Annotated in this window: 17 protein-coding genes and 3 tRNA genes; 9 read left to right on the forward strand and 11 right to left on the reverse strand. The window is 71.4% G+C overall.

Annotated features, from left to right (window positions below):
- The 7 genes from DKT68_RS24120 to DKT68_RS24150 all read right to left on the reverse strand — a co-directional run.
- Window positions 1-1,917: glycosyl hydrolase family 28-related protein (locus DKT68_RS24120; RefSeq protein ID WP_269089873.1), on the reverse strand; the 1,917-nt coding region annotated here is incomplete at its 3' end.
- 157 nt (window positions 1,918-2,074) lie between these two features.
- Entirely contained in the window at window positions 2,075-3,742 is a 1,668-nt protein-coding gene (locus DKT68_RS24125; protein WP_109819706.1) for a glycoside hydrolase family 13 protein, read from the reverse strand.
- Window positions 3,743-3,841: 99 nt separating this feature from the next.
- Window positions 3,842-4,729: a carbohydrate ABC transporter permease gene (locus tag DKT68_RS24130; RefSeq protein ID WP_109819674.1), complete on the reverse strand. Its 888-nt coding sequence runs from the start codon at window positions 4,727-4,729 to the stop codon at window positions 3,842-3,844.
- A gap of 12 nt (window positions 4,730-4,741) precedes the next feature.
- Window positions 4,742-5,695, reverse strand: a complete 954-nt coding sequence (locus tag DKT68_RS24135; protein WP_109819675.1) for a carbohydrate ABC transporter permease — start codon at window positions 5,693-5,695, stop codon at window positions 4,742-4,744.
- An 88-nt stretch (window positions 5,696-5,783) separates the two neighbouring features.
- Window positions 5,784-7,163, reverse strand: coding sequence for an ABC transporter substrate-binding protein (locus DKT68_RS24140; RefSeq protein WP_109819676.1), 1,380 nt, complete (start codon window positions 7,161-7,163; stop codon window positions 5,784-5,786).
- 360 nt (window positions 7,164-7,523) lie between these two features.
- On the reverse strand, window positions 7,524-8,525 hold the full coding sequence (locus DKT68_RS24145) for a LacI family DNA-binding transcriptional regulator (protein WP_109819677.1): 1,002 nt from the start codon (window positions 8,523-8,525) through the stop codon (window positions 7,524-7,526).
- Window positions 8,526-8,607: 82 nt separating this feature from the next.
- Window positions 8,608-10,083 (reverse strand): dihydrolipoyl dehydrogenase family protein, encoded by a 1,476-nt coding sequence (locus DKT68_RS24150; RefSeq protein ID WP_109819678.1) that lies wholly within the window; start codon window positions 10,081-10,083, stop codon window positions 8,608-8,610.
- A gap of 91 nt (window positions 10,084-10,174) precedes the next feature.
- On the opposite strand from DKT68_RS24150, the gene DKT68_RS24155 reads away from it, so the two are divergent.
- Window positions 10,175-11,263, forward strand: a complete 1,089-nt coding sequence (locus tag DKT68_RS24155) for a serine hydrolase domain-containing protein (protein ID WP_109819679.1) — start codon at window positions 10,175-10,177, stop codon at window positions 11,261-11,263.
- Window positions 11,264-11,303: 40 nt separating this feature from the next.
- Here DKT68_RS24155 and DKT68_RS24160 read toward each other — a convergent pair whose 3' ends face one another.
- A complete protein-coding gene (locus DKT68_RS24160; RefSeq protein WP_109819680.1) occupies window positions 11,304-12,227 on the reverse strand; it encodes a phytoene/squalene synthase family protein in 924 nt (307 codons plus the stop codon).
- A 65-nt stretch (window positions 12,228-12,292) separates the two neighbouring features.
- Here DKT68_RS24160 and DKT68_RS24165 point away from each other — a divergent pair, with 65 nt between their 5' ends.
- The 8 genes from DKT68_RS24165 (at window position 12,293) to DKT68_RS24200 (ending at window position 17,863) form a co-directional block, all read left to right on the forward strand.
- A complete protein-coding gene (locus tag DKT68_RS24165) occupies window positions 12,293-13,435 on the forward strand; it encodes a polyprenyl synthetase family protein (RefSeq protein WP_109819681.1) in 1,143 nt (380 codons plus the stop codon).
- A 28-nt stretch (window positions 13,436-13,463) separates the two neighbouring features.
- The gene (crtI, locus tag DKT68_RS24170; RefSeq protein WP_109819682.1) at window positions 13,464-14,945 is read left to right on the forward strand and encodes a phytoene desaturase family protein; all 1,482 of its coding nucleotides are present in this window, start codon (window positions 13,464-13,466) and stop codon (window positions 14,943-14,945) included.
- Window positions 14,942-15,562: an isopentenyl-diphosphate Delta-isomerase gene (gene idi / locus DKT68_RS24175; protein WP_109819683.1), complete on the forward strand. Its 621-nt coding sequence runs from the start codon at window positions 14,942-14,944 to the stop codon at window positions 15,560-15,562. The genes crtI and idi overlap by 4 nt, the downstream gene beginning before the upstream one ends.
- Complete coding sequence (locus DKT68_RS24180; RefSeq protein ID WP_109819707.1) at window positions 15,552-16,496, forward strand: MerR family transcriptional regulator; 945 nt, start codon at window positions 15,552-15,554, stop codon at window positions 16,494-16,496. Before idi ends, DKT68_RS24180 begins: the two co-directional genes overlap by 11 nt.
- Window positions 16,497-16,572: 76 nt before the next feature.
- The gene (locus tag DKT68_RS24185) at window positions 16,573-17,358 is read left to right on the forward strand and encodes a polysaccharide deacetylase family protein (RefSeq protein WP_109819684.1); all 786 of its coding nucleotides are present in this window, start codon (window positions 16,573-16,575) and stop codon (window positions 17,356-17,358) included.
- A gap of 154 nt (window positions 17,359-17,512) precedes the next feature.
- Window positions 17,513-17,585, forward strand: a tRNA-Glu gene (locus DKT68_RS24190).
- Window positions 17,586-17,616: 31 nt separating this feature from the next.
- A tRNA-Asp gene (locus tag DKT68_RS24195) sits at window positions 17,617-17,690 on the forward strand.
- Between the two features lie 99 nt (window positions 17,691-17,789).
- Window positions 17,790-17,863 (forward strand) — tRNA-Phe (locus tag DKT68_RS24200).
- Window positions 17,864-18,013: 150 nt separating this feature from the next.
- Here DKT68_RS24200 and DKT68_RS24205 read toward each other — a convergent pair.
- From DKT68_RS24205 to DKT68_RS32175, 3 genes are all read right to left on the reverse strand, one after another.
- On the reverse strand, window positions 18,014-18,370 hold the full coding sequence (locus DKT68_RS24205; RefSeq protein WP_109819685.1) for a hypothetical protein: 357 nt from the start codon (window positions 18,368-18,370) through the stop codon (window positions 18,014-18,016).
- A gap of 445 nt (window positions 18,371-18,815) precedes the next feature.
- Window positions 18,816-19,202, reverse strand: a complete 387-nt coding sequence (locus DKT68_RS24210) for a VOC family protein (RefSeq protein ID WP_109819686.1) — start codon at window positions 19,200-19,202, stop codon at window positions 18,816-18,818.
- A 76-nt stretch (window positions 19,203-19,278) separates the two neighbouring features.
- Window positions 19,279-20,382, reverse strand: a complete 1,104-nt coding sequence (locus DKT68_RS32175) for a hypothetical protein (protein WP_236647050.1) — start codon at window positions 20,380-20,382, stop codon at window positions 19,279-19,281.
- Between the last annotated feature and the right edge of the window lie 105 nt (window positions 20,383-20,487).

The raw sequence follows: 20,487 nt of genomic DNA on the forward strand, positions 1-20,487 counted from the left end.
GCAGAAGACGGCATACGCGGTTACTACGCGTCTCGTGGGCTCGGAGATGTGTATAAGAGAACGGTACCAGCCGGAGTTGCCGGCGCCCTGGGTGATCTGGAAGCCGCCGCCCACGCAGTTGTGCATCGGGTTGCTCTGCGCGATGTTGGTGGCCCGTACGTTGGTGAACGACACCTGGCTGGGTGCCTGCACCTGGAGCGCGTACGTGCCGGCGCCGTCGATCCGCACGTTGTTGAGGTTGATGCCGTTGGTCTGGCCCTCGATCCAGTGCAGCGCCGCGTACGAGCTGTCCAGGATGTCGGTGTCGGTGATGTTGATGGTCGGGTTCTGGAACGCCTCGTTGAGCGCGGAGAACCAGATCGCCCCGACACCGAAGTTCCAGTTGTAGTCCGAGTTGCCGTTGCGGATCAGCGTGTTCCGGGCGATCGTCCAGGTGCCCTGGACGCCGGTGGCGCCCTGCACGCCGGGATAGCGGTTGGCGACGTGGATGCCGCCGCCGTTGGTCAGCGAGTCGGCCGTCACGTTGTCAGTGATCTTGATGTCCCGGCCGCCGTAGCTGACCAGGTGGTTCGCCAGCAGGGTCACGCCGATGGTGTTGCGCGTGAAGGAGTTGTTGACGTTCGGCACGTTCTGCGCCCACATCGCCAGCGCGTCGTCGCCGGTGTTCCGGACGAAGGTGTTGGTCACCGTCGAGTTGGTGACTCCGGTGTGGAAGTTCACCCCGTCGGCGGTCTGGTCGAGGATCCGGCTGTTGCGGATGGTGAAGTTGTCCATCGGGCCGTCCATCCACGCCCCGACCTTGGTGTTCTCCAGCCAGAGGTTGTCCACCACCGAGTTGGTCATCGCCCCGCCCAGGGCGTTGACCTGGTCCTCGTCGACCCGTTCCCGGATGTCGCCGATGATGGCGAAGTCCCGCAGCGTGACGTTCCGGCTCGGCCCGCCGGCCTCGTGCGGGCGGACCCCGCCGGTGTAGCCGCCGCCGGGGACGTACTTGCCGTAGATGCCGGCGGCCCGCTTACGGTCGGTGGGGTGCCGGCCGCCGAGCACCGAATACCACGGGCCGGCGCCGCGCAGGGTCACCCCGTCGACCACCACGTGGTCCCAGAGGGTGAAGGTGCCGGTCGGGATCCAGACCGCCCGACCCTGGGCCCTGCCGGCGTCGACCGCCGCCTGGAACTTCGCGGTCGAGTCGGTCGCGCCGCTCGGGTCGGCGCCGAAGTCGGTGACCACGTCGAGCACACCGGCGGGCTTGTCGATCGGCGCGCCGACCAGCTCGAAGTCGGCCAGGTCGATGGTGAAGCTGGGCGACTGGGCGGTCGAGGAGACCTGCAACCGGATCTTCGTGCCGGCCGGGTAGGTGCCGCCGAACATCGCCCGCGTCTCGTCGTAGAAGTGGTGCGGGTTGGTGTCGCCCGGGTTGTTGTTGAACGGGTAGCCGCCGTAGTACCAGCCGTACCTCGACGTCACCGGGACCGACCTCAGCACGGTCCCGTTGGCCCGCAGGTCGATGGCGGCGTCCCGGCCGGTGCCGGCCGGGCTGTCCGGCAGGCTGATTCGGAAGGTGACCGCGTTGGCCGGGGCGGTGAGGGTGAACTCGACGTACTCGCCGACGGAGTCGAGGGTGACCGCCTCCCGGCCGGACGCCTCGGACGGCAACGTGCCGTATCGCCGGTCGGGGCCGATCTTCGTGCCGTTGTGGGCGGCCTTCTCCGCCTCCTGCTCCACGAACGGGACGGTCGCGCCCCGGCCCGGGATGTCGAAGGGGGACAGCCCGGCCGCCTCGGCAGGGGTCGCGGTGCCGGTGACCGCCAGGGCGGTCAGTGATGTCGCGGCCAGCAGGGTGGCGGCGATCGCGGCCAACCCTGCCCGGGCCGGGTGTCGAAGGTGGTGCGGGGTGCCGGTGGTGTGGTTGGCCATGAGCTGTGCTCTCCCTTTCGTCAGGCAGGCCAGATCCCCCCGTGTCCGTGCGGCGTGGCGTATCCCCCTCGTTCCTCCTTCCTCTGGCGGCCCCACGCAGGGCCGGGGTGGGTGGCGTGGCGCCGGCGGCCGGGACGGGCCGCCGGCGCCACGGCGGTCAGGTCAGGCGCGGTCCGTCCGCCGCGCGCGGCGCGTGCGCCGGTTCGGCGGTACGCAGCCAGACGGCGGTGTCCGATGGCAGCAGACCCTCGTCGAGTGGCCCGCTGGCCAGCAGCAGGTCCCCGTCGCCGGGCAGCGGCACCGGCCCGTCGGTGAGGTTGACCAGGCAGCGGAAGCCACCGCCACGGCTGAAGGCGAGCACGCCGTCGGGGGCGGGCAGCCAGCTCATCTCGCCGTCGCCGAGCGCCGGGTCGGCCCGCCGGATCTGGATCGCCGCCCGGTACAGCTCCAGCATCGAGGCGGCGTCGCCGGTCTGCGCCCGGACGGTCCGGTCCTTCCAGTCGGCCGGCTGGGGCAGCCAGGGCGTTGCGGCGCCGTCGGGGCTGAACTCGAACGGGGGTTCGTCACCGGCCCAGGGCAGCGGCACCCGGCAGCCGTCCCGACCGGGGTCGACCCGGCCGGAGCGTTCCCACATCGGGTCCTGGCGCAGCGCGTACGGGATGTCCTCGACCTCGTAGAGGCCCAGCTCCTCGCCCTGGTAGACGTAGGCGGCGCCGGGCAGCGACAGCGACAGCAGCGCGGCGGCCCGGGCACGGCGGGTGCCCAACTCCAGGTCGGTGGGGGTTCCCTCGCGCTTCGCGGCGAAGCTGAACGTGGTGTCCGCCCGACCGTAGCGGGTGACGTGCCGGGTGACGTCGTGGTTGGAGAGCACCCAGGTGGCCGGCGCGCCGACCGGCGCGTGCGCGCTCAGCGTCCCGTCGATGCTCTCGCGCAGGGCCGAGGCGTCCCAGGCGCAGCCGAGGAAGTCGAAGTTGAACGCGGCGTGCAACTCGTCCGGGCGCAGGTAGTTGGCGAACCGCTGCCGGTCCGGCAGCCACACCTCACCGATCAGGGCCCGCTCGCCGGCGTACTCGTCGGCGACCCGCCGCCAGCCCCGGTAGATGTCGTGCACCCCGTCGAGGTCGTGGAACGGGTGCGGCTGGCCCGGGTGGACCTCGGGCAGCGTCCCGTCCTTGACCAGCAGCCCGGCCGAGTCGATCCGGATGCCGTCCACCCCGCGGTCGAACCAGAACCGCAGGATGTCCTCGAATTCCGCCCGCACCCGGGGGTGGTCCCAGTTGAAGTCCGGCTGCTGCGGGGCGAACAGGTGCAGGTACCAGTCGCCGGGTGTGCCGTCCGGGTTGGTGGTGCGCGTCCAGGTCTCGCCGCCGAACTCGCCGACCCAGTCGGTGGGCCGCTGGTCACCGTTCGGGCCCCGGCCGGGGCGGAACCAGAACAGGTCCCGTTCGGGCGCGCCGGGCCCGCCGGCGAGCGCGGCCTGGAACCACGGGTGCTCGTCGGAGCAGTGGTTGGGCACCACGTCGACGATGGTCCGGATGCCGAGCGCGTGTGCCTCCGAGATCAGCGCCTCCGCCTCGGCGAGACTGCCGAAGACCGGGTCGATGTCGCGGTAGTCGGACACGTCGTAGCCCGCGTCGGCCATCGGTGAGGGATACCACGGACTGAACCAGATCGCGTCGATGCCGAGCGCGGACAGGTGATTCAGCCGGGACCGGATGCCGGCGATGTCGCCGATGCCGTCGCCGTTGCCGTCGGCGAAGCTACGCGGATACACCTGGTAGATCACCGCTCCACGCCACCACGGACTGCTGTCTGCTGTGGACACGAGCACCTGCTTTCTGGGTCAGTACGTCGGCGGGTTCGCCGGACCTGGAGGTGTGTCGGGCGAACGGCCGTTGTCCGCCACGGGAGGTTGCGCTGGTGGCTACCCCTTGAGGCTGCCGGTGGTCAGTCCGGACATGATGTTCCGTTGGAAGATCAGGAAGACGATGACGGTCGGGATCGCCGCGATGACCGACGCGGCGATGACCACGTTCATGGGCGTGCCACCCGCGAAGGCGTAGATGCCGACGCTGACGGTCCGGGTCTCGGGCGACGGCATGACCAGCTTCGGCCACAGGAAGTCCTTCCAGACCGCCGTCACGGCGAAGATCGACACTACGCCGAGGATGGGGCGCGACATCGGCAGGATGATCGACCACAGCGTGCGCAGCGGCGTCGCCCCGTCCACCAGGGCCGCCGACATCAGCTCCTCGGGAATCGAGTCGAAGAACCGCTTCAGCAGGAAGATGTTGAACGCGTTCGCGACCAGGGGCAGCCAGATCGCGAACGGCGAGTCGAGCAGGTTGATGTGCAGGATCGGCAGGTCGATCACCGTCACGTACTGCGGGACGATGAGCACCATCGCCGGGATCATCAGCGTTGCCAGCATCAGCGCGAGGATCACGTTGCCGAACATCGGCCGGAGCTTGGACAGGGAGTACGCGGCGGCGGTGTCGAGGACGAGCTGGAACACCACCGCGCCGGCCGCGTAGTAGAACGTGTTGAACAGCAGCTTGGCGAGGTCGAGGTTGTTCCACGCGTCGACGTAGTTCTGCGGCTGCGGGTCCTTCGGGAACAGCGACGGCGGCGTCTGCGCGATCTCCTGACCGGACTTGAGCGCGCCGGTGACCATCCAGTAGAGCGGCCCGAGGAAGACGAGCGTGAAGCCCACGACGACGACGGTGAGCAGAGCCCAGTAGATGAACCTGCCGCGCCCACGGCGGAGCTGCGCGTGAGAGATGAGGGTCCGGGTGCCGGAGTCCTGTGCCATGTCTCGCCCGTCCTAGTCCTGTTTCGCGCTCAGCCGCAGGTAGGCGGCGGAGAAGCCGGCCAGCACCACGAGCATGATCACGCCGAGCGCCGCAGCGCCGTTGAGGTCGTTCTGGAAGAAGCCGTGCTGGTAGATGAGGTACGCCACGGAGGTCGCGGAGTCCTCCGCGCCCGCGCCGTTGGCGAGGATCAGTGGCTCGATGAAGAGCTGCATCGTGGCGACGATCTGGATCATCGCCAGGAGCGCGAGGATCAGCCGGGTCTGCGGGATCGTCACGTGGCGGATCCGCTTCCAGATCCCGGCGCCGTCGAGCTCGGCAGCCTCGTAGAGTTCGCCCGGGATGTTCTGCAGCGACGCCAGGTAGATCAGCACGGCGCCGCCCATGTTCATCCAGGTCGACGCGATCACCATCGCCGGCATCGTCATCTCGGGGGACTGCATCCACTGCGACGTGGGCAGGTGCAGCGCCTTGAGGATCGCGTTGAAGAGACCCGCCTCGCTGGGGTCGTACGCGTAGAACTTGAAGAGGTACAGCGCCGAGGCCGGCGGCAGCATCACCGGCAGGTAGACCAGGATCCGCAGGTACCCCTTGGCGTGGCGGAACTCGTTGAGCAGGATCGCCACGAAGAACGGCACCGCGTAGCCGAGGGCGAGCGCGAGCACCGTGAAGTAGAGCGTGTTCTGCCAGGCCGGCCAGAAGCTGGGGTCGGCGATGATGCGGGAGTAGTTGTCCCAGCCCACCCAGGTGGTCTCACCGCGTCGTGTGCGCTGGAAGCTCATCACGATGCCGCGGATCATCGGGTACCAGGAGAAGACGACGAAGCAGAGCACCGCCCCGATCAGGAACGCGTGACCGGTGAGGTTGTCCCGTACCTTGCGGCCGAGGCTCGTGCGTTGCGGCCCCGTGTGGGGCGGCGTGGGACGTCCCGGCTTTCTGGTGGTACCCGGGACGGTGGTGATCGCCAAGGCAACTCCTGGGTGAGTCAGTGACCGGACGGTGCGGCGCGGACGGGGGTGGGGGCCGGCTCGGCGTACCGGCCCCCACCTGACCGGATCAGCTCTCGGCGGCCAGGAGCTGGTTGACCTTTTCCTCGGCCGTCTTGAGCAGCGCGTCGATGTTCGAGTTCGGGTTCGTCAGAACCCCGGACATCGCCGCGTCGAGCACCGCGTAGACCGCCTGCGCGTTGCGCGGCTCACCCTTGATCGGAACCGGGGTCGCCTCGAAGATCGCGAAGTTCGCGGTGTCGACGTTCGCGTTCGCCTTGCGCAGTTCGAGTTCCTGCTTCTGCGCCTCGCTGCCGTTGGCGAAGAGCAGCGGCTGGGGCAGACCCACCGGGTAGTTCTGCGGCTTGGCCCGGACGTAGTCGAACTGACCCTTGCCCGGCGTCAGCTTCTGGTACGCGATCCACTTCAGACCGGCCTTGACCTGCTCGGGGGTTAGGTCCTTCTTGAAGAAGTAACCCTCGCCACCACCGAGCGTGCCCTTCGCAAGGCCGTCCTGGCCGGGCAGCGGGCTCATCGCCCAGTCCTGGAACTTGCCCTGGAACTGGCTCACGATCGCCTGGGTGGCGTCCGGCGCGCCGATGAACATGCCGACCTTGCCCGCACCCGCGTTGGTCAGCAGGTCGCCCCACTGCAGCAGCTGCCGCGAGCCCATGCTGTTGTCGCCGTACCGCATGTCCTTGAGGTTCTGCAGGACCTGCTTGCCCATCGGGTTGTTGAAGTCGGCCTTCTTGCCGTCGGCACTCAGCACCTGGCCGCCCTGCGAGTAGAGCAGGGAGGTGAAGTGCCAACCGCCGGTGTTGCCGGCGCTGTACTCCGAGTAGCCGGCGATGCCGTTGCCGAGCGCGGAGATCTTCTTGGCGGCGGCCCGCACCTCGCCCCAGGTCTTGGGCGGGTTGTTGACGTCGAGCCCGGCCTGCTGGAACAGGGCCTTGTTGTAGACCAGGCCCATCGAGTAGTTCTTCACCGGGACGGCGTAGAGCTTGCCGCCGTCGGTGAAGACCTCCTTGAGCGCCGGGTCGACGCTGTCCCAGGTCGGGATCGTGTTCTTGTTGACGTGCTGGGAGATGTCCATCGCCTGGCCGGAGTCGAGCACCTGCTGGAGATCGGTCATGTACCCGTAGAACACGTCGGTCACGGTGCCGCCGGCGAGGCGGGCGGTGAAGTCCGGCGGGTTGTTGCACTGCTCGCCGACGCTCACGCTCTTGATGACGATGTCCGGGTTCTGCCGCTGGAACTCGGCGACATCGTCGTTCCAGTTCTTCAACAGCTCTTTCTGCGCGCCGACCGGCTGGCAGTCGACCGTGATGGTGACCTTGCCGCCTGCGTTCGTGTCCTTGTCATCGCTCTTCGTGGAGCATGCCGTGAGGCTGAACCCCAGGCCGGCCACGAGCGCTAACGCCGCAGCCTTTCGGTATTGCGGTACGGACATCTGTCCATCCCTTCGGGAACGGGTGTCTCCATGACCTTCGCTGATCTGCGTGATGCGACCTGACGGCCAGTAGCTGCGCCGGAGCCAGGTGTGAGTGGAGTCACTGTAACGAGGCCGACTCATTTCGGCAAGGTATCGATGCGGCTGTGAAAGGACACGACTTCTTAACGGCAAATGTAGACAGGATCTTGAAACACGCCCGGGATGGTGGCCTTTAGTCCCTTATGGCCCATCGGCAGATCAGGTCCGCCCTGCCCGACCGGAGCAACGACGAAAACGGCCGCCGACCGCGCGAAGCGGTCGACGGCCAGAGCGTCGTTTCAGTGACCTGGGGGCGGTCCGGCGGCGGGGACGGCCGCGTCAGCGGCGCGGGGCGGGGGCCGTGGAACCCCGCACCACCAGCTCGGGCTCGAACAGCAGCTCGTCCTGCAGCACGCCGACACCCTCGATCTGCGTGACCAGCAGATCGACGGCGGCCTGCCCCATCGTCTCGATCGGCTGCCGCACGGTCGTCAACGGCGGGTCGGTGCACGTCATGAACGCGGAGTCGTCGAAGCCCACCACCGACACGTCCGTCGGCACCACACGACCCAGCCGGCGCGCCGCCCGGATGGTGCCCAGGGCCAGCACGTCGCTGGCGCAGATGATCCCGGTGACGCCACGCTCGACCAGCTTCGTGGCGGCGACCCGCGCCCCCTCCATGGAGAAGCTGGAGCGCTCGACGCAGTCGCTGTCGTCGGTCCAGCCCGCGGCCCGGACCATCGCGTCCAGCTTGCGCCGGGACGGCACGTGACCTTCCGGGCCGAGCACCATCCCGATCCGGTCGTGCCCGAGCGAGCGCAGGTGCCCGTACGCCTGCTCCACGGCCACCGCGTCGTCGGTGGACACCCGGGGGAAGCCCAACTCGTCGACACCCGCGTTGACCAGTACCACCGGCAGGCCCCGGTCGGTCAGCCGGCGGTAGTGGTCGTGCCGCGCGTCGGCGAGCGCGTACGAGCCACCGGCGAAGATCACCCCGGAGACCTGGTGATCGAGGAGCATCTCCACGTAGTCCATCTCGGAGACGCCACCGATGGTGCGGGCGCAGAGCGCCGGGGTGTAGCCGCGCTGGGCGAGGGACCCGGTGACCACCTCGGCGAGCGCCGGGAAGATCGGGTTCTGCAACTCGGGCAGCACCAGCCCGACCAGCCGGGCCCGCTCGCCGCGCAACTTGGTCGGCCGCTCGTAGCCGAGCACGTCCAACGCGGTCAGCACTGCCGTCCGGGTCGCCTCGGAGACGCCGTCCCGACCGTTGAGCACCCGGCTGACGGTGGCCTCGCTGACGCCCGCCTTCTTCGCAACTTCAGTCAACCGCTTGGTCACGGTCGCAATCCTACGTCAGTCTGCTGCAAGAAATGAACAGCCAAAAGTCGCGCCTCGACCGCTTCCCGTCACCGCTCGACCGTCACCTGAGGTTGCGCAGCGCGTCCTCGATGGCCCGGTGGAAGGTCGGGTACGCGTAGATCATGTGCCGGAGCTGGCTCAGCGGCACCGCGGCGTGCACCGCCACCACCAGCGCGGAGAGCACCTCGCCGCCGGCCGGGCCGACCGAGGTCGCGCCGATCAGCACGCCCTGGTCGGCGTCCGCGATCAGCTTGATGAACCCCTCGTCGCCGACCTGGTGGATCCAGCCCCGGGTCGAGCTGCCCAGCTTGGTGAAGCCGACCTGCACGTTGATGCCGCGATCCCGGGCCTGCCGCTCGGTCAGCCCGACCGCGCCGACCTCGGGGTCGGTGAAGGTCACCCGGGGCAGCGCCCGGTAGTCGGCGCGCGGGACGCTGCCGGCCGACCCACTCGACCCGCTGGCACCCAGCGAGCTGGCCGCGCCCATCGCGCCGCCGACCACGCTGGCGGTGCCGCTGGCGTCCGGTCCCGCGTTCGTCTGCCGGGCCTGGGCGAGCACGTCCGCGATCACGATGGCCGCCTGGTACATGGCGATGTGGGTGAACGCCCCCTCGCCGGTCACGTCGCCGACCGCCCAGATGCCGTCCGTGACGCGCAGCCGGTCGTCCACCGGCAGAAAGCGCTGGGCGGCGTCCACGCCGACCGAGTTCAGTCCCAGCTCCTCCAGGTGTGCCCGCCGCCCGGTCACCACCAGCAGGCGCTCGGCGGTGAACTCCGCGCCGCCGTCGCCGTGCAGGGTGAACCGGGTCCCGTCGTGTTCGACCCGTTCGGCGCGTACCCCGGTGTGGATCTGCACGCCGTCGGCGCGCAGCGCCGCGGCGGCGACCTCGGACGCCTCCGGTTCCTCGACGGCCAGCACCCGGTCCAGTGCCTCCACCACCGTGACCCGCACGCCGAACCGGGCGAAGACCTGGGCCAGCTCCAACCCGATGGCGCCGCCGCCGAGCACCAGCAGCGACTCGGGCAGCTGCTCGACCTCGATCGCCTGGTGGTTCGTCCAGTACGGGGTGTCGGCCAGCCCGTCGATCGGCGGCACCGAGGGCCGGGTGCCGGTACCCAGGACGATCCCGTGTCGGGCCTGGAACACCTGGTCGCCGACCCGGACCCGGCCGGGGCCGTCGAGCCGGCCGCTGCCCCGCACGAACCGGCCGCCCCGATCCGTGAACCGGCGAACCGCGACCGTGTCGTCCCAGGTGTCGGTGGCCTCCTCGCGGATCCGCTTGGCAACCGGCGCCCAGTCCGGCTGGACCTGCGCCGTCCCGGCCAGCCCGTCGACCCGGCGCGCCTCGGCGAGCGCGTTGGCCGCCCTGATCATCATCTTGCTCGGGATGCAACCCCAGTACGGGCACTCACCGCCGACCAGGTCCCGTTCGACGCCGACGACGCTCAGGCCGGCCTCGGCGAGCCGGCCGGCAACCTCCTCGCCACCGACCCCGAGCCCGACCACGACCACATCCACCAGCTCCGGCTCCGTCACCTGGACAGCATCCTCCAGCGACCCCGACCCGAGCACCGAGGTCCGGGAAAAGTCGGCGCGCTCACCGGGCCGGGCCGCTTACGGTGGCCGGATGCAGACACGCTTCACCCCGGTCCGGGACTGCTTCCACGACCTGTTCGCCGCCGGTCGGGAGACCGGCGCCAGCCTGACCGTCTGGTACGACGGCCACCCGGTGGTCGACATGGTGGGCGGGAATGCCAATGCCGGGGCCGACGCCGGGCCGGCGGGCGGCGACCCGTGGCGACCCGACACCCTGGTCAACGTCTACTCGGTCGGCAAGCCCGTGGCCGCGCTCTGCCTGTTGGTGCTGGTCGACCGGGGACAGGTCGACCTCGACGCGCCGGTCGCCCGGTACTGGCCGGAGTTCCGCACGCCGGCCACCGTGCGTCAGGTGCTGTCGCACACCGCCGGACTGCCGGCCTTCCCGGTGCCCCGACCGGCCACCGCGATCAGCGACTGGGCGCTGCTCGCCGGCGACCTGGCCACCGCCGAACCCGAGTGGACGCCGGGCTCGGTGGCCGGAGAGCACGCCTGGACGTACGGGCACCTGGTGGGTGAGCTGGTCCGCCGGGTCGACGGTCGGTCGATGGGCCGGTTCCTGGCCGAGGAGATCGCCGACCGGTGGCAGCTCGACCTCGGCTTCGGGCTGGCCGCAGCCGACCAGCATCGCTGCGCGGACCTGCGCTACGGCGACCCCGGGTGGCCGACCCGGGCGCTCGGCGAGCCGGGCTCACTGCGGGCCCGCGCGATGGGCAACCCGGCCGGCGGGCAGGACCTGGCCGTCCTGAACAGTCCGCTCTGGCGGGGAGCCGAGATGCCCGCGGTCAACCTGCACGCCACCGCGCCCGCCCTGGCCCGGCTCTACGCCGGTCTGCTGGCCGGCGGGGTCCTGGACGGCGTCCGGCTGGTCAGCCCGGAGCTGGTGGCCGAGGCCACCCGGGTCCAGTACGACGGGCCGGACCTGGTGCTGGACCGGCAGGTCCGGTGGACGCTGGGCATGCAGTGGGAGCCGGACGGCAGCTGGGGCATGGGCGGCCTCGGCGGCAGCAGCGCGTGGGCGGACCCGGAGCGCGGGTACGTCTTCGCGTACACCACGGCCCAGCTGGCCGAGCACGACCGGGTGGACGAGCTGGTCGAGGCGCTGAACTCCTGCCTGTGACCGGGTCCGTCGGGCGGGCACGCAGCGGGGGTGCTCGCGGTCACCGGGCCAGCGGGTGGACCGTCGGCCCGGGGATGGTGACCGGGGTACCGGTCGACGTGAGCAGCGCACGGGCGGCCACCGCCATCCGGCGCCGTTGCGGCACCAGTGCCCGCCGGGCGAACACGTCGTAGCCCTGCGCGGCAACCTCGTCGAGGATGCCGCCGTAGAGCGCGTACGCGGTGCGCATGCAGGCCTGCGAGGCCGGCGCGAGCATGGTGATGCCCGGCGCGGCAGCGGCGTAGTGCGCCTGGGCGCGGGTCACCTCGTACTCGATCAGCTCGCGGATCCGGGGCGTGCCGCGCCGCCGGGCGCGGGCCTGGGCCAGCTCGTCGTGGGTGACTCCGAACTTCGCCAGGTCCTCGTCCGGGAGGTAGGTGCGGCCCCGGTCGAGGTCCTCGGCGACGTCCCGGATGAAGTTGGTGAGCTGGAAGGCGAAGCCGAGCTGCCGGGCCGGCTCCCGGGCCGCGGCCGGGTCGGAGCTGCCGAGGATCGGCAGCATCATGGTGCCGATGGCCGCCGCCGAGCCCTCCATGTAGTCGAGCAGGTGGTCGTAGGTCGGGTACGCGGTGACCGTGAGGTCCATCGCCATGCTCCTGAGGAACGACGCGAAGTCATCCCGGTCGAGATCGAAGATGGCGATCGTGTGGAGCACGGCCGGCAGCAGCGGGTCCTCGACCGGCGCGCCGTGCAGGCCGGCGACGAACCGGCTGGCCCAGTCGTCGAGCCGGGCGGCCCGCTCGGCCGTTGGCAGGTCCTCGGTGCGGTCCACGATCTCGTCGGCGTACCGGGTGAAGCCGTAGAGGGCGTGAACGTGCCGCCGTTTCCAGGCGGGGAGCAGCCTTGTGGCGAGATAGTAGGTGCGGCCGTGACGTCTGTGCAGCTCGCGACACCGGTCGTAGGCAGCGGTGAGATCCGTGTCCACCGGCCCTCCTCGTTTATCGACGCACCAATCGACGCAACTCGTCACCCTAGGGTACGCTCGGCCGCATGGCCAACGACGCAGTTGCGGGTAACGCGATCCGCGTGGCGACGGCACGGCCAGGCGACGGGGACGATCCGGTCCGCGCCGTGCTGGCCGCGTACACCCAGGACCTGATCACCTCGTTGGACGACGCCCTGGCCACCTTCCTCGACGCCGAGGTCGACTCGCTCGCCGGGATCGACGCGGCGATGGGCGACTTCGCCGCCTCCGCGCGGGCGGCGGTCATGGCGGGCGGCAAGCGGATCCGGCCCACCTTCGCGTACTGGGGCTGGCGCGGGGCGATCGGCGGCAACGAGCCTCTGGCGCCGGTGCTGCCCGCGTTGGCCGCCCTCGAACTGCTGCACACCTTCGCGCTCGTGCACGACGACGTGATGGACTCCTCCGCCACCCGGCGCGGCCGGCCCACCGTGCACGTCGCCCTCGCCGCGCAGCACGTCGCCGCCGGCCACCGGGGCGACCCCGACCGGTTCGGCGAGGCGGCCGCTGTGCTCGTCGGCGACCTCTGCATGGTCTGGGCCGACCGCCTGCTGGCCCACGCCACCGTGTCGCCGGCCCGGCTGTTCGAGGTCCGCCGCTGCTACGACCAGATGCGGGTGGAGACGATCGCCGGGCAGTATCTCGACGTGCTCGGCGAGAACGACGCGGCCAACTGGTCGGTCGACCGTGCGCTGCGGGTGGCGCGCTACAAGACGGCGAGCTACACCGTCCAGCGACCGCTGCTCTTCGGCGCCCGCCTGGCCGGGGTGCCGGCCGACGCGCCGTTGGTCTCCGCGTACACCCGCTACGGCCTGGCCGTCGGCGAGGCGTTCCAGCTCCGCGACGACCTGCTCGGCGTGTACGGCGATCCCGCCGCAACCGGCAAGCCGGCCGGTGACGACCTGCGCAGCGGCAAACCGACCGTGCTACTCATGCTGGCCCGACAGTTGGCCACGCGGTCCCAGCTCAGGGCGCTGGAACGGGCCGACGCGGGGCCGGCCGACCGGCTCGCCGAGCTGGTCGCCGACACCGGGGCGGCGGCCCGGGTGGAGCGGATGATCGCTGAGCGCGTGGGTGACGCCCTGGCGGCGCTCGACGCCGCACCCGTGGACCGGACGGCGCGGACCGCGCTGACCGGACTGGCCACCGCCGCCACCAACCGGCGGGCCTGATGGACGGATCTTTCGAGGAGGTGGGCGCGTGCGGACGGTGACGGGACGGACGGACCGGGTGGTGGTCGTCGGCGCCGGGCTGGGCGGGCTGGCCTGCGCGCTGCACCTGGCGGGCAGCGGCCGGCAGGTGACCGTGCTGGAGCGCGAACCGGTGCCCGGCGGGCGGGCCGGCCGACTCGCCGTGGACGGCTACGACTTCGACACCGGCCCGACCGTGCTCACGATGCCCGAGCTGATCGCCGAGGCGCTCGGCGCCGTCGGCGAGGAGCTGCGGGACTGGCTCGACCTGACCCCCCTCGACCCGGCCTACCGGGCGTACTACCCGGACGGCTCGACCCTCGACGTGCTCACGGACACCACCCGGATGGCGGCGGAGATCTCCCGGGTCTGCGGGCCGCGCGAAGCCGACGGCTACCTGCGCTTCGTCGACTACGCACGGGAGCTGTGGCGGCTGGAACGAGCCGACTTCATCGAGCGCAACCTGGACGCGCCGACCGACCTGCTCACCGGCAACCTGCTCAAGCTGCTCGCCGGCGGGGCCTTCCGCCGCCTCCAGACGAAGATCAACCAGTTCTTCCGGGACCCGCGCACCCAGCGCGTCTTCTCCTTCCAGGCGATGTACGCCGGGCTCGCCCCACACGACGCGCTCGCCATCTACACGGTCATCGCGTACCTCGACTCGGTGGCCGGGGTCTACTTCCCCCGCGGCGGCATCCACGCGGTCTCCCGGGCGATGGCCGGCGCCGCCGAGAAGCACGGCGTGCAGATCCGGTACGACACCACGGTGACCCGGGTGGAGACCGCGAACGGTCGAGCCACCGGAGTGCTCACCGCCGACGGCGAACTGGTGCCGGCGGACGTGGTGGTGCTCAACCCCGACCTGCCGGTCGCGTACCGGGATCTGCTCCCCGCGGCCCGCCAGCGCCGGCTCACCTACTCGCCGTCCTGCGTCGTCCTGCACGTCGGCTCCCGCCAGGGATATGCGAAGATCGCCCACCACAACATCCACTTCGGACGCGCGTGGAAGGGCACCTTCGATGAGGTCATCCGTCGGGGCGAGCTGATGACCGACCCGTCGCTGCTGGTCACCAACCCGAGCCGCACCGACCCCTCGGTGGCCCCACCGGACCGGCACACCTACTACGTGCTCGCCCCGGTGCCCAACCTCGACCGGGCCCCGTTCGAGTGGCGCGGCGACCTGACCCGGCGCTACGGCGACCAGCTGATCGGCACCCTGGAGGAACGCGGCTACGTCGGCTTCGGTGCCGGCGTGGAGGTGCTGCGGGCGATCACCCCCGCCGAGTGGGCGGAGCAGGGGATGGCCGCCGGCACCCCGTTCGCCGCCGCGCACAGCCTCTTCCAGACCGGTCCGTTCCGCCCGTCGAACCTGCACCGCGACCTGGCCAACGTGGTCTTCGTCGGCTCCGGCACCCAGCCCGGGGTCGGCGTACCGATGGTGCTGATCTCCGGCAAGCTGGCCGCCGGCCGGATCACCGGGGAGGGCCGATGAGCAGTCGCGAGGAGCATCTCGTCGAACTGGTCGACGACGCCGGCCGGGTCCGCGGGGAGACCACCGTCGCAGCGGCCCACCAGCCGCCGGGCCAGCTGCACCGGGCCTTCTCCGTGCTGCTGATGGACCCGGACGGCCAGGTGCTGCTCCAGCGGCGGGCAGCGGTCAAGACGAGGTTCCCGCTACGCTGGGCCAACTCCTGCTGCGGGCACCCCCGGCCGGGCGAACCGCTCGCCGACGCGGCCAACCGACGGCTGCGCGAGGAACTGGGCACCGGCCCGGTCGAGCTGACCGAGGTGGGCGTCTACGTCTACTACGCCGAGGACCCCGCCACCGGGCGGGTCGAGTTCGAGTACGACCACGTGCTGCGCGGCGAGTTCCGCCCCGCCGCCCCGCTGCTGCCCGACCCGGACGAGGTGGCCGAGCTGCGCTGGGCCGACCCCGCCGCCCTCGAGGACGAGCTCAACCGGGACTCCCTGTCGTACGCACCCTGGCTGGGCGGGGTGGTGAACCGGCTGCTGCGCCCCTCGGGGTCGACGTCGGGCGCACCCGGTCGGGCCGTGACCCCGTCCGGATCGTCGGCGGATGACGCGGCGGAGCGGTCGGGTGGTCGATGAGGCGCTGAGCGCGGGCGCCGTGGCGCGCCGGCTGGGGGTGGCGGTCACCACGCTGCGCACCTGGCACCAGCGCTACGGGCTCGGGCCCAGCGAACACGTCCCGGGCCACCACCGCCGGTACACGCCGGCCGACCTGGCCCGCCTCGAGATCATGCGACGGCTCACCGCCGAGGGGGTGAGCCCCGCCGAGGCGGCACGGTGGGCCGGCCAGGCGCCGGATCCGCAGCCCGCCGACGCCGCCCGGAGCGGGGTCCGCCCCCCGCCGGGCCGGGACGGTGGCGGAACCATCCCGGTGGGCCGCGCCGGACCGGCCGCCAGAGGGCTGGCCCGGGCCGCCATGCGACTGGACGCGGCGGCGATCAGCGAGACGATCGCGCACGCCGTGGCCGCTGGCGGGGTGGTGGCGACCTGGGACAGTCTGCTGCGCCCGGTGCTCGCCGGCATCGGCGAACGGCACGCCACCACCGGCGCCCTGATCGAGGTGGAACACCTCCTCTCCCGCTGTGTCTCGGAGGCGTTCGCGGCGGCCGGCCGCGCCGGCGCGCCCACCGGACCTGCCCGGATCCTGCTCTCCTGCGCCGACGAGGAGCAGCACACCCTGCCGCTGGAGGCGTTGGCCGCCGCACTCGCCGAGCGCGGGGTCGGTTACCGGATGCTCGGCGCCAGGGTGCCGGTGGCCGCCCTCGTCGAGGCCGTGATCCGGACCGGGCCGGCCGCGGTGGTGCTCTGGTCGCACATCCGGGCCACCGCCGACCCGGCCCAGCTCAGCGCGGTGCTCGCCGCGCCCCGCCGCCCGCTGCTGGTGCTCGCCGCGGGCCCCGGCTGGCAGGCCGACACGCTGCCCGCCGGGGTGGTACGCCCGATCGACCTGGCCGAGGCGGTCTCGCTCGCCGTCGCGGTCCGCGACTCCCTGGACCAGTCGAGGGAGGGCTGACCGGGGCTGTTGGTCCCCGGAGACGTCCACTAGCGTCGGGGCGTCCGCCTGCCCCGACCCCCCCGGGAGCGAACAGATGCAAGCCCGCGCCGTCCTGGCGTCCGTTCTCGCCGTGGTGCTGACCCTGGCCGGCTGCGCCCAACCGGGCACCATCGCTCCCGTCCAGGCGCCCCAGCCGGTGGAGTCGACGGCGCCGCCCACCCCGAAACCCTCGCCGCTCCCGACCCGCACCAAGCCGCCAAAGCCCACCCTTCGGCCGCTGCCGGCCAAGCTGCCGGCCGGCCTGCGACGCAGCACCGGCGTACGCCCGGTGGCCCTGACCTTCGACGACGGCCCCAGCCCGGCCTGGACGCCCAAGGTGCTCGACCAACTGCGCGCGGCCCGGGTGACCGCCACCTTCTGCCTGGTCGGCCGGGAGGTGCAGCGACACCCGGAGCTGGTCCGGCGGATCGTCCGGGAGGGGCACCAGCTCTGCAATCACAGCTGGCGGCACGACCTCGAGCTGGCCCGGCGACCGGTCGCCGAGATCCGGGCCGACCTGATCCGGACCAACAAGGCCATCCAGGCTGCCGCCCCGGGCGCACCGGTGCCCTTCTACCGGCAGCCGGGCGGCCGGTGGACGCCGGAGGTGCTGGAGGTGGCGAAGGACCTCCGCATGCGCCCGCTGCACTGGAACGTCGACCCGCAGGACTGGGACAAGCCGACCGCTGCCACGATCGCCAAGCGGGTCCACTCCGCCGCCCGTCCCGGCGCTGTCGTGCTGCTGCACGACGGCGGCGGCAACCGGGCCGCGACACTCGCCGCCTGCCCGCACGTGATCGCCGACCTGAAGCACCGCTTCGGCATCACCCGACTCAAGTAGACCGGACCTGACCTGCGGTTTTGTGTCGACCGGCGGTCCACGCCATACCGGTTTTGTCGACCGACCAGGCATCACGTATGCTTTCCAAGCCTCCGGCGGGGCCGGATGGGAGCAAGTCCGCTTGAAGTTGCGAATGTGCAATGATGGCGGGGCCGCCCTCATCGTCTAGCGGCCCAGGACGCCGCCCTTTCAAGGCGGTAGCACGGGTTCGAATCCCGTTGGGGGCACGACCGGCGCAAGCCGGAGCAACACAAGCTAGGTCCTGTGGAGCAGTTGGAGTGCTCGCCGCCCTGTCAAGGCGGAGGTCGCGGGTTCAAGTCCCGTCAGGACCGCAGCGCCGACGCCGCGCCCAGCGCGGCGTTCTGCGTATCGGAGCGTGTGACCCTGCCAGCGGTTCACCCTGCTGACGGGTAGCATGAGCCGAGCAGTACGGCCAGGTAGCTCAGTTGGTACGAGCGTCCGACTGAAAATCGGAAGGTCGGCGGTTCGACCCCGCCCCTGGCCACATAGCCTTTCGCCGGGCTACAGAGGTCCCCACCAGCGGAAACGCAGGTGGGGATCTTGCTTTTCGCACCCCCGGCACCACCGATCACGCGCTGCCCGGCAGGCACCGTCTCTGGCCGCTGATGACCGGCTCTTGTCGCACGCAGGACGCTCAGCGCGCCCGGCACATCATCATGCGCAGCCAGCGACCGAGCAGCGAAAACGCTCCGGCCGCCGTCAGCAGCAACAGCAGTGAGACCGCGAACAGGGCGCGTCCGAGCGGAAGGGGCATGGAGACGAAGAACGGCGCCTGCTGGATCAACAGGCCCGCGCCGATCATGGCCTGGGCGATGCCCACCCGCACGGGCTGGGACCGCTCTCCCGGCTTCAGACGCGCAAGCCGAACCCAGGCTTCGGGAAACCGTCGTGACACGGCCACACGCACCCCGAGTACCACCGAGCCCAGGCTGACGACCACGACTCCCACCCGCAATGCCATCGTGACCGGGTCCTCGGCATCCAGGCTCATGCGCCCATCATGGGAGGGGCGTCAAGCGCGCAATGGCACGGCAATCTCCGACGGCTTCCTGACCTGCCGAATTGCACGACGCGGCTGCACGACCGCCCCGGCACACCACGATGGCGGAACCAGTTGCCAGGCGACCTCACGAACTGGAGGCGCCGCCCCCGCCGTAGCCCACCCGCCGCCAACGGAAGCTGTCCGGGCGCACCTGCCACAAGCGCCCGCAGCGGGGACACTCCTCCCACCGCGAGAAGCGCCGACCGCTGTGGTCCACCACCGGGTCCGGCGGGGGAAGATGCCGACGACACCAACAGAACAGATATGTGGGACTGCCCATGAGTCCTGAGTATCCGCGCCCGGCTGGCGCCCCGACCTTTTCGACTCCGCCATGGCGATGCTCCGCCTGAACTCTTCCGGGCAGCCGCGCACCCGGAATCAACCGCGCCTCGGATCAGAGCCGCTGGACGATCTGGATCGGATTGCCGTCGGGCTCGGCGGTCCACGCGATCAGCAGGCGACCGAGCCACTCGTGGGGCGACGCCAGGGCGGGAGCGCCCGTTGCGGTGATCTCCGCGTACGCCGCGGCCGTGTCGTCGGTCCACAGGATCACGGCGGCCCGCTGACCCTCGGGCACCGGGTCGAGGCCGTGATCATCACGAGTGGAGGCGACGGAGGCGATACCGATCTTGTAGCCGTCGAGCACCAGGTCGACGTGAATCGGCTCGCCCTCGGTGGGCACCCGGAACGTCTCGGTGAAGCCAAGACGCGAGTAGAACGCGACGGCGCGCGGGACGTCCGCACTGAAGAGAATGATCTGCGGGGTACGGAACACCGACACGGCGCGACGCTATCAGCGCTCACACATCGGTGCAGCCGAGGCGAGCCTCCACGCCGGGTGCCACGACCGACCGCGGTCACTGATCCCGGCGCCCCTGCTGGCGGTGCTGGGCCATACCGCCCTGGATCGCCTCCCACACGCTGCGCCCGGCCTGCCGCAGCGTCTCCCCCGCCTGCTCGGCGAGCTGCGCCGCACTCTGGGCGGCGGCGTGCGCCCCACCCCCGCCCTGACCGCCGTCACCATTCCCGGACGGCCTCCGGCCCGACGACGCATCAGGTTCGTTGCGAGGTCTTCCCTGCTGCTTCTGCCCCTCCGGCGGCTGACCCTCGGGCCGCTGCCCCTGAGGCTGCTGTTCCTGAGGCTGCTGCCCCTCAGGCCGCTGACCCTCAGCCCGCTGACCCTCAGCCCGCTGCCCCTCAGGCTGCTGCCCCTCAGGCCGCTGACCCTCAGGCCGCTGCCCCTCAGGCCGCTGACCCTCAGCCCGCTGACCCTCAGGCCGCTGACCCTCAGGCCGCTGCCCCTCAGGCCGCTGACCCTGAGGCTGCTGCCCCTCAGGCCGCTGCCCTTGAGGCTGCTGCCCCTCAGGCGGCTGGCCCTGAGGCTGCTGGCCCTGAGGCTGCTGGCCCTTCGGGCGTCCCGTTGGGCCGGTGGGTTCCGCACGGCCCTGCTCGCCCGTACCGGGACGGCCCGGTCGCGGCCGGTCGGCGGCCGCGTCGGCCTGCCGACCCCGATCATCGGGTACGCCGGAGCGCTGCGCCGACGTGGTGACCTCGGCGGCGCCCGCGGCCAGCTGCTGCCTGCTGCGATTGACGTCGTCGATCGTGGCGTCGGCCGTCCGGGAGAGGGAGTCGATGATCTGCGGGTTGTTGTCGATCGTCTCCAACGCCCGGCCCAGGATCGCCACCACCTGCTCCAGCCGTACCCGTAGCTGCGCCTCGGCCTGCACCCCGTTGATGTCCAGCTCCACGCCGTGCAGGTGCACACGGACGCCGGCGTCGAGCTGGAGAAGGTTGGCCAGCCGGGCCCGCAGCGAAAGGTCCGCGTCCAACCCGTCCACCACGACCCGGATCGAGTCGACCGAGACTCTGGGAATGTCGAGCAGGACGTCCGGATCTTCACCGCCGTTGGCCCGGCCCGGCCGGTCGACCGCACGGTCCCGCTGCTGCGCGCTCTCGCTCATGCTCTCCCGCTCCGTCGCAGACCGGCCCGGTCGTCCGGGCCGTCGGGCGCGGTTACCCGCTTTCCCGCGGGGCATCCCGTCCGTGACGGACCGGCGACCCAGTGT

The sequence above is a fragment of the Micromonospora acroterricola genome (assembly GCF_003172955.1).
In the GTDB taxonomy this organism is placed as follows: Bacteria; Actinomycetota; Actinomycetes; order Mycobacteriales; family Micromonosporaceae; genus Micromonospora; species Micromonospora acroterricola.

Coding starts and splice junctions, on each gene's coding strand:
- DKT68_RS24130 (WP_109819674.1), bottom strand. CDS start 4,729: ATGGCACAGGACTCCGGCACCCGGACCCTCATCTCTCACGCGCAGCTC.
- DKT68_RS24140 (WP_109819676.1), bottom strand. CDS start 7,163: ATGTCCGTACCGCAATACCGAAAGGCTGCGGCGTTAGCGCTCGTGGCC.
- DKT68_RS24155 (WP_109819679.1), top strand. CDS start 10,175: ATGCAGACACGCTTCACCCCGGTCCGGGACTGCTTCCACGACCTGTTC.
- DKT68_RS24165 (WP_109819681.1), top strand. CDS start 12,293: ATGGCCAACGACGCAGTTGCGGGTAACGCGATCCGCGTGGCGACGGCA.
- idi (WP_109819683.1), top strand. CDS start 14,942: ATGAGCAGTCGCGAGGAGCATCTCGTCGAACTGGTCGACGACGCCGGC.
- DKT68_RS24185 (WP_109819684.1), top strand. CDS start 16,573: ATGCAAGCCCGCGCCGTCCTGGCGTCCGTTCTCGCCGTGGTGCTGACC.
- DKT68_RS24205 (WP_109819685.1), bottom strand. CDS start 18,370: ATGAGCCTGGATGCCGAGGACCCGGTCACGATGGCATTGCGGGTGGGA.
- DKT68_RS32175 (WP_236647050.1), bottom strand. CDS start 20,382: ATGAGCGAGAGCGCGCAGCAGCGGGACCGTGCGGTCGACCGGCCGGGC.